Raw genomic sequence first — 17,493 nt, 5'->3', positions numbered from 1 at the left:
CATGGGATTGATTGTCCGCCTTATCCTGTTGCTGGCCGTCGCCGGTCTGGCGGGAGGGGTCCTCGCGTGGAGCTTCGCCGAACTGTTCGCTACCGCCCGGGAGATCCTGGTTCCGTTCGTCCTCCTTTCGGCGGCGATCCTCGCCGCCGCGCTCGGATACCTGGTTTCGACGTTCCGGCGTCGATAGGCCGGGTGTCAGCCACAACCAAACGAAATACGCCTATGAATCCGCAAGCCATGCTGAACGCGGCCCTGGCCATCCTGGTCATCGGAATCCTCTTCGGGGTTCTGCTCGGGATGTCGGGGCTGGTCCTGCCGCTGGTCGTCATCGCCGGAGTCATCGTCGGAGGAAAAATCCTCCTGCCGCTGATCTTCCGCAAGGAGTGACGGCCCGGCCGTCCGGGGAAACCCCCGGAAAACCGAAACCCGCGGCGTTCCTTCCGCCCCGGCGGCGGGGACGCCCCAACCGAAAGAGACAGAAACATCATGATCGATTTGCCCAAGGAAGAACTGACGGAGGCCCTGAAAGGGTTCCGCCTGCTCAAACGAAAGAAGGGCGCGAGCAAGACGCCCCTGGCCGTCCAGGTGGAGCGAACCGAGGAGAGGATCCGCCTCTCCGCCCTCCGCCTCGACCACGCCATGAGTTACGTCCTGCCGGTATCCGGCCGGTCGATACCGGTGAAACCGTTCGGCCTGAACGCCGACCACCTGGAAGGAGCCGTCAAGGCGGCCGACCGGAAAAGCGTGATCCGGATCGACCCGGAGGGAAAGGTCGTCCTCTACCTGACCAAGGGAGTGGAGATCGAACGAGCGTTCTACGCGACGGCCGACGAACCGGTTCCGGAAACCGGCCCCGAGGAAGGGACCGACGTCCCGCTCTCGGAAGAAGTGATGGCGACGGTGGCCGAGGCGACCGTCTGCGCTTCCACCGACGAGAGCCGTTATCTCCTCAACGGCGTTTACCTCGCCCCCGGAGAAATCGCCGCCACCAACGGGCGCAAGCTCTACCTCCGCAAGACGCCGGCCCTTCCCCTGCCGGAGGACGGGGTCATTCTCCCGCTACACCCGGCGTTGAAGGTGTTCGTTTCTGGAGGAAGCGCCCTCTTCCGCCTCGGCCCGAAGCCGGAGAAGGAGGGACTCGACCGGCGCTTCCGGCTGACCGCCGGTCCGTGGAGCTGGAGCGCCTTCCTGGTCAACGGCAGATATCCCAACTACCGGCAGGTCCTCCCGAGGGAGGATGAATCGCGCATCCGGATCGCCCTCGCCGAGGAGGACGCGCTGAAGCTGGTGGAAATCCTCCCCAACCTGCCGGGAGCGAAGGAGAGCGACGCCCCGGTGACCCTGGAGGTTCGGGAGAGGGAAGTGGCTGTGGTCGCCGAGGCGGAGGGAACGTCGAACCGGATCGTTTTGGAGGCGACCCGGGCTCCGGCCGGGACCCCGGAAACGGCGGTCCGCTTCAACCGGTGGTTCTTCCGGGAATCCCTCCAGTTGGGTTTCCGGACGGCGGCGGTGAAGGACGAACTGAACTGCGTCGTGATGGAGGACCGGGAGCGGTCCCGGACTTTCCTCTGGATGCCGCTGCGGCCCAGCGTGGCGGAGCGGGAGACTTCGGTGGCCGCGACGCGGGCGGCTCCAGCTCGAACGCCGGAAACCGCCTCCGCCGCCCCCGCCCCGGAAAGCGAACCCGAACCGACGCCCCCCAACCGGCTCCGTCCGGAAACGGCGGATACGCCGGTTCCCTACCGCAACGAAAGGAACCAACCAACCATGCAAAGAACGGACCACGATCCAAACGGACGGGAGACGATCCCGGCCAACCGGCTGAACCGAAACGGAACGAACGGAAACGGCGCCCACGGAAGCCACCACGCCCACGGAACCAACGGAGCCCATGGTTCCAATGGAAGCAACGGAACCAACGGCGACCGGGAGGAGATGCCCGCCGATCCGCTGGCGCGGGCCCGGGAGGGAATCGGCCGCCTGCGCGAAACGCTCCGTGAACTCAACGCGGTGCTGCAGGAGGTCAACGCCTCCCTGCGCGAGGCCGAGCGCGACCACAAGGCGCTGGAGCGGGAACACCGCGGTCTGCGCAAAAACCTGCGCGGCTTACAGGCCCTCGACGTCTGAGACGAAACCGAAATCCATGACCCGAACCGGGCCGCCTTCCCCTCTTTTGCGGGTAGGCGGCCCTTTTCGCGTCCCCGCGCCCATGAAAGAACACAACATGTCCAAACGCCAACCGGGCCTTTTTTCGGTCCCGCACATCAAGGCGATGGCGGTCGGCGAAGCGGAGGTCTTCGACCGGCGATGCGGCTCCTCCGAAGAGGTCGCCCGCATCTGGCACGCAACCGTCGCCGCCGAGCCGATCTACGACCCGGAGAAGGAGTTCTTCGCCGTCTTCTGCGTGAACCGGAAGAACCGGCTGAAAAGTTTCCAGATCGTCTCGATCGGAACCCTGTCCAGTTCTCTGGTCCATCCCCGCGAAGTGTTGCGTCCGGCGATCGCCCACGCGGCCGCCGCCATCGTCGTCGCCCACAACCACCCGAGCGGGGACGCCGCCCCGAGCAGCGCCGACATCCAGGTCACCCGCCAGTTGCGGGAAGCCTGCCGCTCGGTCGGGATCGACCTGCTCGACCACGTGATCGTCGGCGACCCGCGCCACCACCCGGGCGGCCCGGGACATTACTCGTTCCGGGAGGCCGGATTGATTTAGGGGCCGCCTCCTCCGGGTTTTTCCGAAGAGAGGCCGGCCCAACGCGAACCGAAGGAGAAAAACCGATGCAGACGATAAACATCAGCCACCACGCGCCGGCCCTTGCCGGAATGTCCGAACGTCACCGGATTTCGGTGACGGAGGTGATCGACCGGATCATCCGTCACGGGATCGACCGCGAATACCACCTCTTCGACTGGAGCCCCCGCCCCGGCGGGGAAGCGACCGCCAGGCCGGCGGAGACCGAGACGAGCGTCCCCGAACCGTTTCCGGAAACCCGGGAGCGGCGAAGCGCTTAAAAGAGGAACCACAAAACACCGGTCCTTCGGCGGGATGAGATCCCGGCGGAGGGCCGTCCCTTTTCAACAATCGAACACCCACCGAACAACCGAACAACCGAACAACGAACCATCAACGAACCACCAATGGAAAGGAACCACGAGATGAGACCAACCAACCCGAAAAAATCAAAACCGAAACGCCGCTTCGAGGAGGACGGCGTTTTCTACATCGGCGCGATCGAGAACGGCCGCCGGACGACCCGGCTGCTTTGTTTCCGCAACCGCCTCACCCGGGCGGTGGGCGCCTCCGCCCGGTTTTCCCGGGAGGAAGCCTGGCGGCGTTCCCGCCGTCTGCCCGTGCCGGTCCCGGCGGGAGGAACCGCCCGATGAGCCGGCTTTCCCTGGCCCAAGCGACCGGGGCGCCGCTGCAGGAGGGAGAGGAGACTTTTTACGACAACCTCGTCCGGGCGATCCGGGTCGAGGGGGAAGTCTTCTACTACCGCCGCTCCGACCATTACCGCGACTGGATCGAGGTCTTCGCCCGCACCGGGGAAAGCCTCGGCGGATTCCGGACCATCGCCCACTTCCGCGAAGCCTGCGGCGCGGCGGTCCAACGGCCCCGTCTGCCGAACACCGACGCCGGGCGCGCCCTTCACCGGGAGCTCTCGCCGCTGGTCGGCCACCGGATCGTCGGAATCGAAATCTTGGAAGCGACCGACTGCCTGATGCCGTATTCGGTCCTGCTGATCGACGACGGCCGCGAGGTGGTCATCCAGTCCGACCCGGAAGGCAACGACGGCGGATTCCCGAAGGTGGTCCAACCCGAATGAATCCCGCCCGCGAACAACGAACACAACAACCATCGACATCAAAAATCATGCAACAACATCCTAATACCACTGAAACCGCCGCCCGGCAGGCCGGGCCGCTGAACCAGGCCACACTCGTCTGCGGCCTGATCGCCGGCCTGCTTTTCGGGCTCATGTTCCTGTTCTTCAGCGTGGCGCCGCATCCCGCGCCGGGCTCCCCGCTCGATGTGGCGATGAGCCTCGCCATGCTGGCCATGCTCGGGCTGGTCCTCGCCTCCCTGGCGACCGGCATCACCGCATTCTGCACCGGCCGGTGGGTCAAACAGGACGTCATCGGAGTGAGCGTCTCCGGATGCGTCATCCTCGGCGTACTCTTCTCCGTAGCGGTCGCCGCCTCCATGCCATGAATACATCCGACAACCCGCAACTGCTCGACGTCCTCCGCCGCGAGGGCGTTCTGATCAACGTCTCGGTCCGTTACTGGAGGGCGCAGATCAAACTGCGTCCGCAGGACCTGGGACTGGAGGACACCCGGATTTCCCACCGGCTGATCTCCCTGGGACACAAGAAACTCCTGCCGAAGGAAGCCTTCGCCCCGTTCGCCCTGCTGGAGAGCCGGGCTCACGCGCTGGTGGAAGGGGCGACCTTTCCCTTCCTGGGAGGGATCGCCCGCTTCCTCCCCAACGCCCAGGTGGCGGCGGCCCGGGAGAAACTCGAAGTGATGCAGCAGGAGTTTCTGACCGAAAAGGCCCGCTTTGTCGGGGAATACGAACACTGGCAGCAAACCTCCGTCGCCGAGTGGAGCGACTTCGCCGAAAAAACCGGAGTCGACACCCGGCGCCTGCTGCCGACCATCCAGGCAGCCTTTCCCGCACCGGACCGGGTGGCCGGATCCTTCGGCTTCGAAATCCGCCTCTTCCAGATCGCCCTGCCGGAAAGCCTGCGGGAGGAGGCGGTCAGCTTCGCCGAACAGGAGGCGATCGTTGCGGTCCGCGAACAGGTCGCCCGGGAGGCGGCCCGCGACCTGCGCCGCGACACCGAGCGCTTCGTCGGCGAATGCGTCGCCACCCTGCGCGAACAGACCGCCGAGCTCTGCGCCGAAATGCTGGAATCGATGAACACCGGCAAGACCGACGGGGTCCACCAACGGACCTTGAACCGGCTGGTCAAGTTCATCGACGAGTTCAAGGGGCTCAACTTCGCCGGGGACACCGAACTGGAGGAGCAATTGGAGAACGCCCGGCGCGAGCTGCTGTCGCGCACCGCCGAGCAATACCGCGACAGCGCCTACGCCCGCCGCCAGCTGGTGACCGGGCTCACCGCCCTGAAGGACCGCGCCCGGGAAATGGTTCGGGCCGACGCCCGCGAGGTGGTGGAGCGCTTCGGGGAGATGGGCAAACGCAAATTCCACTTCGCCGCCTGAGCGGAAGGAAAGGATACGGCCCCGTAAAACAACCCAACCAACAGGAGGGGCAGCCGGGCGACCACGCAGGCTGCCCCTTCTTCATTTTCCCAACCAAACATCCATAAACCAACCAACAGAAAGGAATCCAGATTATGGAACAAACCACCCTGTATTACCGGGCCGGCGGCTCGGACAAAGTCTACCAGGCGAGCCTGGTGGAAAAGGACGGCGGATTCGTCGTCGACTTCGCCTACGGGCGCCGGGGATCGGCCCTGAAAACCGGCACGAAAACCCCGGCCTCGGTCGATTACGGCCAGGCGAAGAAAATCTTCGACTCGCTGGTCCGGCAGAAGACGGCCAAAGGCTACACCCCCGGGGAGGACGGCGCGCCCTACCGCCAGACCGGGAATGAGAACCGCTCCAGCGGGATCGCCTGCCAGCTCCTGCACCCGGTGGAGGACGAAGAGGAAGCGAACCGGCTGCTGGCCGACCCAACCTACTGCCTGCAGGAGAAACACGACGGACGGCGGCTGCTGGTCCGCAAGGAAGGGAACACCATCGAGGGGATCAACCGGCGGGGGTTGACCGTCGCCCTGGCGGTTCCGCTCTTCGAAGCGGTCCGCGCCCTTCCGGGCGACTGCCTGCTCGACGGCGAAGCGCTGGGGGAGACCCTGGTGGTCTTCGACCTTCTTCGCTCCGACGGAGCCGAGGTGGGAAAACTTCCCTACAGTTACCGGCTGACCTTGTTGCAGGCGCTCGTTGCGGAAAAAACGACAGGCCCGCTGCAACGGGTTGAAACGGTCTTCGAGCGGGTTTCCAAGGACACCTTCGTCGAAGCGCTCCGCCGGAAAGGGGCAGAAGGGGTGGTATTCAAAAACCTCGACGCCCCCTACACCCCGGGGCGGGAAGGCCACCGCCACCAGTTCAAATACAAGTTCGTCGAGACCGCCTCCTTCATCGCGGCGGGTCCCAATGGCGGGAAGCAGAGTGTCGGCCTCCAGCTCTACCGGGGCGACGCGCTGATCCCGGCGGGCAACGTGACCATTCCGCCCAACGCCCCGGTGCCTCCGCCCGGGACGGTGGTCGAGGTCCGTTACCTCTACGCCTTCCCGGAGAGCGGATCGGTCTGCCAACCGGTGTATTTGGGAAGTCGCGACGACATCGCGCCGGACGAATGCACGGTCGATCAACTGAAATACAAAACGGAGGCGCGGCGGGCCATCGCGGTCTGAGGCGCCGCCTCCACAAACGAAAGGAAAACCATGTCGCATTTCACCACCGTCCACACCGAGATCCGGGACATCGAAGCCCTCCGGGACGCCTGCGCTGAACTCCGCCTGCCGCTGGAGGACGCCGCCGAAGCCCGTGGCTACGCCAACGCCCGGATGAAGGCCGACCACGTGATCCGGCTCAAAGGGCCCTACGACGTCGCCGTCACCCGCCACGGCCGCGGCTACAGCCTGACCGCCGATTGGTGGAACGGCCACGTCGAAAAGGAAGCCGGGGCGAACTTCGGAAAACTGGTCCAGCTCTACGCCACTCACAAGGTGATGCGGGAAGCCCGCAAACGAGGCCACCGGGTCAGCCGCCGCTGCGAACAGGACGGGTCGATCCGGCTCGTCGTCCAGGGAGGTGGCTGGTCGTGAACACCGGAACCAAGAGCGTCGAAATCACCGTCCGCCCCGACGGCCAACTGGAGATGGAGGCTAACGGTTTCGCCGGGGCCGACTGCGAGAAGGCCACCCGCTTCCTGGAGCAAGCCCTCGGCTGGCAGACCAACCGCCGGCGCAAGCCGGAGTATTACCGGACCAACACGATGAAAACCGAACGCCGCCAGCGGCTGGGAGGAGATCGATCGTGAAGGCGGCCCTGCTGGTCGAACCGACCGGGGAAGTGATCGGCCTCCACACCGAGCTGGTCCCCCTCGCCTCCCTCGGGAAGATGGAGGTGCGGCGGGCCACCTCCTTGGAGTTCAACGAAGCGATCCAGGAGTGGCAAGTGAAGGAACCCGATTGCGGCGCGATCTATTACAGCCACCCCAGCCGGGAAAAATGCTTGGAGTGGGAGCGCCGGACCTTCAGCCGCTCCCGGAACCTGCGCGAGTTGAAGAAACAACGAATCGAACGAACCTGATGAAAGAAAAAATAACCGCCTACGTCCGGGCCGGATACGCCGGTCTTTTCCTCCTCTCCCACGAGGAGGCCAGGGTCGAGGCCGAAATCAAAGCGGTGGCCGACGAACTCGACGGCCGCCTCCACGCCTGGTCGGCGACTTCCGGCCTGGCCGACGTCACCGCCGGGACCGTGATCGACTGTCCAGATCCCTTGGAAGTATTGGAGCGCATTGAGGAACTGCCCGAACGGAGCATCGTCTTGTTGCGCGACTTCCACCCGTTCCTCGACGATCCGAACCCGGTCTTGGTGAGGAAATTAAAAGAAGTGCTGGCGGGTTGCCGGCGGGAGGGACGGACGCTCGCCCTGGTCGGTTGCCGCTGCCGGCTGCCGCCCGAACTCGAACGCGAGATCGCCCTGGTGGAGTTCGCCCTGCCGGGAAAGGAGGCGTTGGTCCGGGTCCTGGAGGGGATCGTCTCCTCGGCCAATTTGTCACCCGCGGATGACACCGACCGGATCCTCGACGCGGCCAGCGGACTGACCACCCTGGAGGCGGAAAACGCCATGGCCTTGTCGGTGGTGGAAACCGGCGGGGTCTCTCCCGCGGTCGTTACCCGGGAGAAAGCCAACGTTTTCAAGAAGAACGGCCTGCTGGAGATCGTCCCGGTCCGGGAGACCCTGGACGACATCGGAGGGCTGGAGGTATTGAAAGAGTGGTTGCTCAAACGCCGGGAAGCCTTCGGCGCCCCGGCCCGCGAATACGGGCTCCCCGCCCCCAAGGGCCTGCTGGTGACCGGCATTCCCGGCACCGGCAAGAGCATGACCGCCAAGGCGACCGCCTCGGTCTTCGGGCTGCCGCTGTTGCGCCTCGATGTGGGCAAGATCTTCGGCGGCTTGGTGGGACAAAGCGAAGGCAACCTGCGCTCGGTCATCCAGACGGCCGAGGCGATGGCCCCGTGCGTCCTGATGGTTGACGAACTGGAGAAAGGCCTTTCCGGCTCCAAATCCTCCGGCTCGACCGACGGCGGAACCTCCGCCCGGGTCTTCGGTGGGTTTTTAAGCTGGATGCAGGAGAAGACCAAACCGGTCTTCGTGGTGGCCACCGCCAACGACGTATCCCAGCTTCCGCCCGAAATGCTCCGCAAGGGCAGGTTCGACAACCTATTCTTCGTCGACTTGCCCGACGAAGCGGAGCGCCGGGCGATCTGGGCGATCCAGATCCGCCGTTACCGCCGCGACCCGGCAGCGTTCGATCTCGGGCGCCTCGCCGAAATCTCCGCCGGGATGACCGGTTCGGAGATCGAGCAGGCCTTCGTGGAAGCGTTGTACGCTGGCTTCGCCGAAGGGAAGGAGCCGACCCTCCCGCTGATCGAACAGGTCGTCTCGGGGAGCGTCCCGCTCTCGAAGACGATGGCCGAACAGATCGAAGCCCTGCGGAGTTGGGCCAAGACCCGCGCCCAGTTCGCCACCGCCCGGCCGAAGGCCGATAGCCGCAAGCCACGGAAGATCACCGTCGGGATCGGAAGGAATTGAGCCCTTCCGGTTCCGGGCACAAAAGGCCGCCTGTCACCGGGCGGTCTTTTTTTAGCTGCGGGGGCAGCTTGGCCCATTTGAATTCGTTAATCCACTGGAATATATTGAATTCTCAATTCCGGTCGGAATGCAGCACTATAGTTCACCGAGTAAAACGCCCCGGTGTGACCGACCCAACTCGCTGTCGACCGAATGTAAAGTCCTGCGTTGTCACCCGGATTGTCGATCCAGTCCTGCACTACGTCCCTCGATAGGGTGATGACGATTTCCTCGACTTGGGGTTGGGCGGTCCATGTTCCGCCTCCCATCAGGTCTTCGTAATCGACTTCCGGGTCGCCAAACAGCCCGCCCCCGGCCCACGAGGTGTCGGAGTTTCCTGGTTCTCCCCTGGCCAGAAAAGCCGCGGCCGGCTCCCCGGTGGCGGCGGGAGCGTTAATCCCCGTCCCGGGGATCCATCCCGCATTGGCCGCCGCGACCTTGTAGATGCTAAAATCAAAGGGATCCAAGTCCAGGTTGGTCGCCGCCGCCACAAACAACCTCAACTCGACCGCATAAACGGATTCGACTTCACTCTGCAAAGAAGCGAGGTCAAACCGCAAGAGCGAGCCATAGTCTCTTCCGATGACCAAGGTCGGCCCGCCTCCCCAGTTGGTTTCCGGTTGCGCGTCCCGCATGAAAACTGAACCGGCACCGGTATAAGGGGAACCGGTGAAATCGTCGGCTCCCTGCCGGAATACCGCCGTCTGCAGGTTCTCCGGAACCGGCTCCTCATAATCGATTCTCAAGCGGAGGAATCTCCGCTCCCGATCAGTTACAGTGACGGCGTCCACCAAGCGCACGTTTCTCTCGCCATTCACATCTTCCGCAACTGCGACTTCCGAGGCGACCTCCTCCCATGAAATCAAGTCGTCCGAAGCTTCTAGGCGCAACTCCACGCCGGCGCGACCGACCGGATGCGGAAAACGCAACGCCAGGAAGTCCACACCCCCTTCCGTCACCATTTCGGTCGCAGGGAGACTTCCCGCCGCAGAAGCGTAAGGCGAAAGGCCCAAAACAAATTTGATGATGTTGGCCACACCGTCGCCAGCTGGCTCATCCAAAGGCCCCTGCTGCCCAGCCTCAATTCCTTCGGCGGCAACCCAATCGTTGTATGAGAATGTCGGATCTCCCGGGACGATCGTCAGCTTGGGCCGCAGTTCCCACAGTTCCGAATCGCCTCCTCCATAGGCCACCGAATAGAAGTCGCCGGTATCCCCGGTCCATCCGGACGGCTGGGCGACTTGCGACCTAAACACCAGGCCGGCATTCGCTTCGGGATTCCTGATCCAGCTCATGACCAGATCGGCCGGAAGAGTGATCTCCGTCTCCCGGAGTTCATTAAGTCGTTGCCACGTGAAGCTGGCGACCGGGTCCAGATCGTAATCCTCGCCAGGGGAGTAACCAAAGTTCACCCCACCAGCCCACGGGATATCGGGATCGCCGGATTCACCTCGGGCCAGGAATGCCGGAGCGGGCTCGCCGGGAGCGGCCGCCGTGTTGTTACCGGTCCCCGGAATCCACGTGGCATTTGCCGCCGAGACGACATGAACCGTCACCGGAATCTCCAGAAAAGCCCCGGAAATCGGACGGTGTTTCAGCGTCAACGTTACGGTCTCGATTCCTTCGACAACACCTTCAAGCGCGGATAGGTCAAAACGGAGGAGCGATTTATAGTCCCGCCCGAAGACCAGATTGTTCGCCATCCCCCAATTGGCTTCCGGCGCGCCGTTTCGGAGCATTGTGGAAGTGGCCCCGGTATAAGGTGTTCCGGTGTAATCATTCAAGCCTTGCTGGAAACTCAACGATTCCGGAAGTTCGGAAAACGCGATCAAAGGGCTGGCCAGCCCGGCGATAAAGAGCGAGAAAAGATATCTGCTGTTCTTGGTGATCATAGGGTGCAACTCTGTCTCGGGTTAATGTGAATACTCGCCGCCTTCGATTCCATTGTATTGGGAAAACGGACAAGACCGGTGTGACGATCATTAACCCAGCTTGGCGGAGGCGGGTCAAGAACCCCAACCTTTCCCGGCACACAAAACTGTAACGCTTTCACCGTCTCCCGGTTCGCATGATGTGATCGTATCCATTTTTCAAATCCATCGGATTTGTTTCGGGTCGCCTCTCTGTTCGGTTACAGTTTTCAGGCACCGTCCCCTCCAGCCTTCTTGATCGAAGCACCGCGGGTCGTCACTCTCAGCCGTCGTAGGGAGTCGCACGTGTCCCCATCCTTGCCATCATCACTTAAGTTACTTGTTTGCCATGCCTGTCTACTGGGGAGATTTACACAATCACTGCGCCGTCAGTTACGGATCGGGAACCGCTTTCCGAACCGTGGACAACGCCCGGCAGCATCTCGACTTTTGCTCGGTCACCGGCCACGCTTTTGGCCGGACATGCCGATGGATCTCCGGGGAAATTCGTCACCTTCCCCAGTTACGAATGGCATTCCATGAAATTCGGAGATCACAATTGCTACTCGAGCACCAGCCAACTTCCCTTGTTCGACGGTCCCGACCCGGCCGCGATTCACCGACGACTGAAAGATGCGGGCCGCGAAACGATCCTGTTGCCCCACCACATCGGCTACCGACAAGAATTTCGCGGCGCGAATTGGGACTGCTTCGATTCCACCGGTCGCCCTTGATCGAGATCTATTCGAATCATGGATCCAGCGCGGTCGACGATTCGCCTTACGAATACCATCACAGCATGGGTCCACGAGTCGGGCTGTCGACGGCAAGATATGGTTTGGCCGCAGGACACCGTTTCGGATTCTATGCCAGCACAGACAGTCACGACGGCTTTCCGGGCCACTATGGCCACGGCAGGGTCGGCGTCATCGCTGATCGGCTGGACCGTCGGAGTCTTTGGGACGCCCTCCGGGCTCCACGCACCATCGCCTCCACGGGCGCGAACATCATCGGTCTCATGACCTTGGACGGCGCGGGCATTGGGCAGATCGTCCGCCACCGTCCAATCCTCCCACTTAGGATCGAACTTGAAGGAACGGACACGATCGATCAGCTTGACCTCATTGAAGGAGCCGGGGGAAGCTGGCGGGTGCCACCATTGCCGGTTTCCGATCGTCGATTCCGCCCGCTTTTCGGTCGCTGTAAGATTAGGATCGAAATGGGATGGGGGCGGGGGATCAATCCGTCAACCTGGAACGTGGAGGCAGCGGTTCTCCACGGTCGCCTGATCAAAGCCACGCCCTTTTCCGGTCCAGCTGGCCAACCCAACCGGGACGATGAGCCTGCGAACCGAATTATGGGTGCTGATGATCGAGCCGTACAATGGACTTGCCGGACGATTCCGAATCCAGCTGGCGGGATGGGAGGTATCCATTTTGATGCGGGGGGACCTCACAATGTCGTTTTGGAGATTGACGGGACCATGGAGACGGTTCTCCGAATCGACACCGGAACTCACCAATTGAAACTGAGTCTCGCGGAGCTGCTATCCGGTTCGGTTGCGGAATATGTCGACGGATTCGATTCCCCGGTCATCAAGGTGCATCGGGCCGTTCCCGAAAACGAGTTCACCTGTCATCTCGAAATGGATTTTGAACGAAGCTCTGATGCACATGACTTCCTCTACCTTCGCTTACGGCAATCGGATGGCCAGGTCGCTTGGTTCAGCCCGATTTGGTATGAGTGAACGAATGCTTTCAAAGTTGATTCAGTTCGACCACCAAACGGAGAAACCGACGCTCGGCAGACGCTATTTCCTCCGGATCCACCATCCGAACGAGTTGCACGCCATCCGGCAACTCTTCGAGAATCTCAAAGACCGAATCGACCTCCTGCCAGTTCTCCAAATCCTGTGATCGCTCCAAGCGGAACTCCACCCCTGCCCGCCCGAAGGGTCGTCGAAATTGGAGAGCGATAGCCTTCCCGCCCCCTGTTTCGGTCATCGTCGCCACCGGCATTCCGGCCACGGATACCTCCATCGCCGGAAGACCAAGTGCGAACTTCATGAGATTCGAAATACCATCCCCTGCCGGATAGTCCAAGGGATCCCGCCTTTCCGCTGGAATGCCTTCAGCCACCGCCCATTCCAAAAATGAAATTCCCGACAAGCCCCACCCGACTATCGTGAGTTTCGGCCGCGCTTCAATCACCCCTTGATTATCCGAATAAAAATCTCCGGTGTCGCCGGTCCATCCATCCGGCAGGCTTTCCCGCGATCTCAAGACCAACCCCGCATTCGTACCCGGATTTTGAATCCACTCCATAACGATCTCCGGAGGAAGAGCGATCTCCGAATGCCGGATCGCATCGCCGGGATACCACGTGAACTCCCCCGCCGGCTCGGGATCATAGTCGCCCGGAGTCTGACCAAACCGGCCTCCACTGCCCCAGGGGAAATCCGCTTCGCCCGGCATCCCCCGCGCCCAAAAGTCCGGGGCGGGTTCGCCCGGAGCCGCCGGGTGGTTATTTCCCCCGCCCGGAATCCATCCGGCATTTTCCCGGGCAAGGATATGGACGGTCGCTGCGATCTCCGAATTCCCGGTCCTGGGCCGATGGGTCAGCGTCAAAGTCGCTTCCTGAATCCCTTCCAAACCTTCGAGCGACGACAGGTCGAACCGGAGAAGGGTCTTGTAATCGCGACCAAAAATCAGATTCACCGCGGCACCCCAGTTGATCTCGGGGGCTCCATTCCTGAGGAAAGTGGAATCCGTGCCCGAATACGTGTCCCCTCTGAAGTCGGCCGTTCCGTCCTGGAAGACAAAGGTGCGGGTAACCGGCACCACCTTTTGCACGCGATAATTTCCAGCCGGTCCGCTGAAGAACAACGTCCCTTCCCCTTCCTTCACTTCGCTCAAGCTTACATGCGAAACCCCGTCCTTCCGCACTTCCCATCGGCCAGGACTCAAATCGGTCAACAAAATCTTCCGGTCATCCGGGCCGGTCACCTGAAACTCCACCGGATCGTCGATCCAACGGGAATCCCGGCTGAATCCGACGCTCCATTCACCAACCTCTACCAGGGTCACCCGTTCGAAATCGTTCAGATCGACCCCGAGGAGGTTCTCCTGATCACGGTCCATGACCTGCAATACATTCAGGAAATAATTCTCCTCCTTTGGAAGCACGGGTGAGACCTCGATTCGCCATTCTCCCCGTTCGTTGGCCGGGTCCGGAATGCCCGGTTCGTTTTCGTAGTTCGTCCCGAATACCCAAAACTCCTTTCCCGGACCGCCGACCGGCACGATCTCCAAATTGTCTGGCTCCGGTTTCAAGGTGAAATTCACCAGTTTCCCTCGATCTCCGTCTTTCGTCCGGCGAATGGTCGTCACCGGTCCGGCGATTTCCGGCTCCTCGATACTGTGCAACAACCAGTATTTCTTGAAGTCAGGATTTGTTGATACAACTTTATCATGCACGATCAAGGCCGCCGGAATTTCCGCGTCTTTGAAATTCAGGAAGACGAATGCGCGTCGAACTTCGCTCACCTTGTCACTGTAAGCGTCGGTAATGTCCCCTTTCAGGTAACTATATTCCGGCTCCAGGAAATCCGGGCCGAAACCATGGGCAAGGATTTCACCGGTCTTGTAATCCAAATTCAACAAATCATCCAGATTCATGGGAGCCCTCCAACCATCCCCCGGCGTGCGTTGCCCTCCATCGTTGTCCACGTAATCGGTCCGATGCGCCCCGCCATAGCTGTGCGAGGGAAACAACTCGTCGGGATCGTAAACAAGGAGACTGTTGTGCGCGATGGTCCGCTTGGCGTAATTTTTGTTGTGCGGACTGTTGTATTGCGCCCCATCCCCCGAGGATCCGTTGTACACCCCGGAATCAATCGCGAGCGGGCCTTGATGAAAAATCTGGAATGATCCGCCGTCCAGGTGCTGGTGGTTCAAGAAATTATAAGCGTTCACTTTCATTTCGGCGATGACGCTATCCCCGCCCCATCCCGTTCGCGCCACCATCCACCCAAACGGGAATCCCGAGTATTGAGTCAAGGGAAGATCCGTCGGCACCCGGACTCCCAGGCTTGTATCCCTCCAGAGAAACTCGAACAGTTTGTCATGGCTTTCAATCGACGGTTGGGCCAGGTACTCGAAGTTGACGTATTCATCCTGGTAATAATTGGCGGCGAGCATCGCCGCCATCCCCATGCCAAAACGTCTGTCGCGGCGGGGACTAAAATCTCCGGAGGGCAGGACTTGGCCGTCTGGACGCCTGCGGTAGATGAACGTATACGGTATGTGTTGTTGATTCTCGTCGAAGACGTTGCCGGCCCCCATCCGGTCGTAAATCCATGTCGTGTAAAGATCGGCCGCCAATCTCACCCGATCGTAGTTCAGGCCTTGATGATAGGCCCGACCGGGATAGAACCAATTTCGCACGGGCACATGTTCCCCCAGGAGGCGAACGGAAACCCGCTCGTACATGTCGGGGTATTCATCGTAAATGGCAATGCCTGCGGACAACATATCCCTCATCAACATCCATTCCGAAACGTGGCCGACCACCGAACTTCCACGGGTCGGCGGATATCCGGATTCGAGGCTTTGGGCCAATCGCACCAATTCGGCGATGAAGCCTTGCTTTTCGCTTTCCGTCAAAAGATCGTAACACCAATCATACACGATCGCCCCCGTCACCATCCGGCGACCGGCGGCCCGCGCAATGTCGCCGACGTCTGTCGGGTATTCGGTTTCCTGCAAGAGAGTCAACGCCGCATCCACCGCGCTGCGACCGACCGCCTGGTCCCCGTGGATGAGATACAACAAGGAATCTAATTCCACCCGCACCGCCGTGCCGCGTTGGTCGAGGTAATAGCGCCAGGTTCCGGGATCGAATCCTCCATCCTCGTTTTGACTCCGTTCGTTGAGCTCCGCCCATACCCGGGAGAGCTCCGGGTCGTTCATTCGTTGGGCCAGTTCCGGGAGGTGGACATCCCGCAGGAACAATCTGGGACGACCCGGTGGTGGAACCGGGATCGGGACGCCATTCACCTCCGTCCAGTCGGTGATCGGCGGTTCGGGTTCCGCCGGTTCCGGAACGGTTTCTGAATACACGATCGTCAACTCAGGCCGGACACTCGCCCCCGCCGATCCGTAATTCGATGAATAAAAAGTTCTCGGGTTTCCCTCCCAGTCGGCCACCGTCCGGAAAAAAAGGCCGGCGTTCGGATCGTCTCCGTTGATCCACTCCCAGACCACTTCCGGCGGCAGTTCGAGAGTGATCGGCTGAATCGCCGACGACGGCACCCACTCACCAGTCGCGACCAATCCGCCATAGTCGCCCGCGTCCACCCCGAAAATCCCACCGCTGGCCCAGGGCGTGTCCGATTGGCCCGGCTCCCCCTTGGCCTTGAACGCCGCCGCCGGTTCGCCGGGGTGCGCCAGCGATCCCGATCGTTCCCCTGGTATCCAATTCGCGTTGGCGACGGCCACCCGATAAAGGCTGAAAGGGATCGGGGCGCCATCTGTGTTGGCGGCGAAATGAAGTTTCAGAGAGGCCGACTTCACCGTTCCGACCATTCCCTCCAGATGGGAGAGATCGAAACGCAAGAGGGACAAATAATCCCTTCCGATGATCAACGTGTTCGCCTTACCCCAATTGGTTTCGGGGTTGGCTCGTCGCATCAGGAGCGAACTCGTGCCGACGTAAGGCGTCCCGGTGAAATCCTCCGCCCCCTGACGGAAGACGACGGTCTGGTCTTCGGCCGCAACCAGGCGCGTCCCCCATGCCAGCGACAACAGAACAACCGCGAGGGCGGCTCCAGATAATTTCTTCATGGCTGATCCTTTGTATTTCGGAGCCGCATTGACCTCGCGGCCAATGCTTCTCATTCGGGCGATTTCAGTGCCGCCCGTATATGCTCGACCACCGATTTCGCCAGATAGCGCGACCCGGCCGCGGAAAAATGGACGTCTCCTCGTTTCTGAAACTCCCGCAACCGTTTCTCCAAATGGGCATGCAAATCGTTGATCGCAACTCCATTTTCGATCATGATAGCGTGCGCGATCCGATTAAGTTCAATCTCTCCGTGGGCGGGAACACCGGGCGCCTCTTCAGGGATATGAGTGGTGTTGGCCCAAATCAATTTCGCCCCGGTCTCGCGAAGCCGACGGACCAATTCAGTGAGATTCTCGGCATAAATCTCGGAGTTGCTCACCGGTTCACCCTCCAGGTCCCATCTGCCGTCCTTGATGTGTTTCAAATCATGGATACCGAAATTGAAATGAATCACCGCCCAATTGCCGTCACCGAGCCATTGGTCAAGAAACTGAATCCCCCGCGCCGATTCGCCTCCGTTCGCCGGAATCCTGTGAACGTTGGCTTCCCCCGCCAGCATTTCCCTGACCGGAAGCGTGTAACCGATCGAAATCGAATCCCCGATCAGAAGAATCCTCGGAAGAGCGGGATCGTCCCGGACGTAAGTCATGGCTTCGTTCATCCGCAAATTCCAACGGATCGACCGGTACCATTCCGCTTCTTCCGAAGGCTTGCCCTCAAGAAATTCATCCGCCTGGCGAATCCGTTCCTCCCGGGTGAGTTCCTGCCCCTCCATCGCTACCGGCGCGACGTACAGGGCTGGGAAAACGACCAGCGCCGCCACGAACCATCGGGTAAAAGTATGCATG

At 61.5% G+C, this 17,493-nt stretch carries 19 protein-coding genes; 16 read left to right on the top strand and 3 right to left on the bottom strand.

Annotation, left to right across the window (positions count from 1 at the left end; all coding sequences use genetic code 11):
* The first annotated feature begins 1 nt into the window (after position 1).
* The 14 genes from ACWUI2_RS08710 (at position 2) to ACWUI2_RS08645 (ending at position 8,852) form a co-directional block, all read left to right on the top strand.
* A complete protein-coding gene (locus ACWUI2_RS08710) occupies positions 2-187 on the top strand; it encodes a hypothetical protein (RefSeq protein WP_486982467.1) in 186 nt (61 codons plus the stop codon).
* 35 nt (positions 188-222) lie between these two features.
* Positions 223-387 carry a hypothetical protein gene (locus ACWUI2_RS08705; protein ID WP_486982466.1) on the top strand — a complete coding sequence of 55 codons (165 nt, stop codon included), beginning with the start codon at positions 223-225 and terminating at the stop codon, positions 385-387.
* 99 nt (positions 388-486) lie between these two features.
* Positions 487-2,127 carry a hypothetical protein gene (locus tag ACWUI2_RS08700; RefSeq protein WP_486982465.1) on the top strand — a complete coding sequence of 547 codons (1,641 nt, stop codon included), beginning with the start codon at positions 487-489 and terminating at the stop codon, positions 2,125-2,127.
* Positions 2,128-2,224: 97 nt separating this feature from the next.
* Positions 2,225-2,713, top strand: coding sequence for a JAB domain-containing protein (locus ACWUI2_RS08695; RefSeq protein ID WP_486982464.1), 489 nt, complete (start codon positions 2,225-2,227; stop codon positions 2,711-2,713).
* Positions 2,714-2,778: 65 nt separating this feature from the next.
* Complete coding sequence (locus ACWUI2_RS08690; protein WP_486982463.1) at positions 2,779-3,012, top strand: hypothetical protein; 234 nt, start codon at positions 2,779-2,781, stop codon at positions 3,010-3,012.
* A 144-nt stretch (positions 3,013-3,156) separates the two neighbouring features.
* Positions 3,157-3,384, top strand: coding sequence for a hypothetical protein (locus ACWUI2_RS08685; protein WP_486982462.1), 228 nt, complete (start codon positions 3,157-3,159; stop codon positions 3,382-3,384).
* Positions 3,381-3,824, top strand: a complete 444-nt coding sequence (locus ACWUI2_RS08680) for a hypothetical protein (protein WP_486982461.1) — start codon at positions 3,381-3,383, stop codon at positions 3,822-3,824. Before ACWUI2_RS08685 ends, ACWUI2_RS08680 begins: the two co-directional genes overlap by 4 nt.
* Complete coding sequence (locus tag ACWUI2_RS08675; RefSeq protein WP_486982460.1) at positions 3,821-4,210, top strand: hypothetical protein; 390 nt, start codon at positions 3,821-3,823, stop codon at positions 4,208-4,210. The genes ACWUI2_RS08680 and ACWUI2_RS08675 overlap by 4 nt, the downstream gene beginning before the upstream one ends.
* On the top strand, positions 4,207-5,226 hold the full coding sequence (locus ACWUI2_RS08670) for a DUF3150 domain-containing protein (RefSeq protein ID WP_486982459.1): 1,020 nt from the start codon (positions 4,207-4,209) through the stop codon (positions 5,224-5,226). The genes ACWUI2_RS08675 and ACWUI2_RS08670 overlap by 4 nt, the downstream gene beginning before the upstream one ends.
* A gap of 134 nt (positions 5,227-5,360) precedes the next feature.
* Positions 5,361-6,440: an ATP-dependent DNA ligase gene (locus ACWUI2_RS08665; RefSeq protein WP_486982458.1), complete on the top strand. Its 1,080-nt coding sequence runs from the start codon at positions 5,361-5,363 to the stop codon at positions 6,438-6,440.
* Between the two features lie 30 nt (positions 6,441-6,470).
* Positions 6,471-6,854, top strand: coding sequence for a DUF1257 domain-containing protein (locus tag ACWUI2_RS08660; protein WP_486982457.1), 384 nt, complete (start codon positions 6,471-6,473; stop codon positions 6,852-6,854).
* Entirely contained in the window at positions 6,851-7,069 is a 219-nt protein-coding gene (locus tag ACWUI2_RS08655; RefSeq protein WP_486982456.1) for a DUF2997 domain-containing protein, read from the top strand. The genes ACWUI2_RS08660 and ACWUI2_RS08655 overlap by 4 nt, the downstream gene beginning before the upstream one ends.
* The gene (locus ACWUI2_RS08650) at positions 7,066-7,341 is read left to right on the top strand and encodes a hypothetical protein (RefSeq protein ID WP_486982455.1); all 276 of its coding nucleotides are present in this window, start codon (positions 7,066-7,068) and stop codon (positions 7,339-7,341) included. The genes ACWUI2_RS08655 and ACWUI2_RS08650 overlap by 4 nt, the downstream gene beginning before the upstream one ends.
* Complete coding sequence (locus ACWUI2_RS08645; protein WP_486982454.1) at positions 7,341-8,852, top strand: AAA family ATPase; 1,512 nt, start codon at positions 7,341-7,343, stop codon at positions 8,850-8,852. The genes ACWUI2_RS08650 and ACWUI2_RS08645 overlap by 1 nt, the downstream gene beginning before the upstream one ends.
* Positions 8,853-8,938: 86 nt before the next feature.
* Here ACWUI2_RS08645 and ACWUI2_RS08640 read toward each other — a convergent pair whose 3' ends face one another.
* On the bottom strand, positions 8,939-10,783 hold the full coding sequence (locus ACWUI2_RS08640; RefSeq protein ID WP_486982453.1) for a DNRLRE domain-containing protein: 1,845 nt from the start codon (positions 10,781-10,783) through the stop codon (positions 8,939-8,941).
* Between the two features lie 557 nt (positions 10,784-11,340).
* Between ACWUI2_RS08640 and ACWUI2_RS08635 the strand changes: the two genes are divergently transcribed.
* Both ACWUI2_RS08635 and ACWUI2_RS08630 read left to right on the top strand, forming a co-directional pair.
* Positions 11,341-11,535 (top strand): hypothetical protein, encoded by a 195-nt coding sequence (locus ACWUI2_RS08635; protein WP_486982452.1) that lies wholly within the window; start codon positions 11,341-11,343, stop codon positions 11,533-11,535.
* On the top strand, positions 11,532-12,548 hold the full coding sequence (locus ACWUI2_RS08630) for a hypothetical protein (RefSeq protein WP_486982451.1): 1,017 nt from the start codon (positions 11,532-11,534) through the stop codon (positions 12,546-12,548). Before ACWUI2_RS08635 ends, ACWUI2_RS08630 begins: the two co-directional genes overlap by 4 nt.
* Positions 12,549-12,558: 10 nt before the next feature.
* Here ACWUI2_RS08630 and hepB read toward each other — a convergent pair whose 3' ends face one another.
* Both hepB and ACWUI2_RS08620 read right to left on the bottom strand, forming a co-directional pair.
* Positions 12,559-16,644, bottom strand: a complete 4,086-nt coding sequence (gene hepB / locus ACWUI2_RS08625) for a heparin/heparin-sulfate lyase HepB (protein WP_486982450.1) — start codon at positions 16,642-16,644, stop codon at positions 12,559-12,561.
* A gap of 50 nt (positions 16,645-16,694) precedes the next feature.
* A complete protein-coding gene (locus tag ACWUI2_RS08620) occupies positions 16,695-17,492 on the bottom strand; it encodes an SGNH/GDSL hydrolase family protein (RefSeq protein WP_486982449.1) in 798 nt (265 codons plus the stop codon).
* Position 17,493: the final 1 nt, after the last annotated feature.

The organism is Verruconatronum alginivorum (genome assembly GCF_056590205.1).
This window is presented reverse-complemented; position numbering and strand designations above follow the sequence as displayed.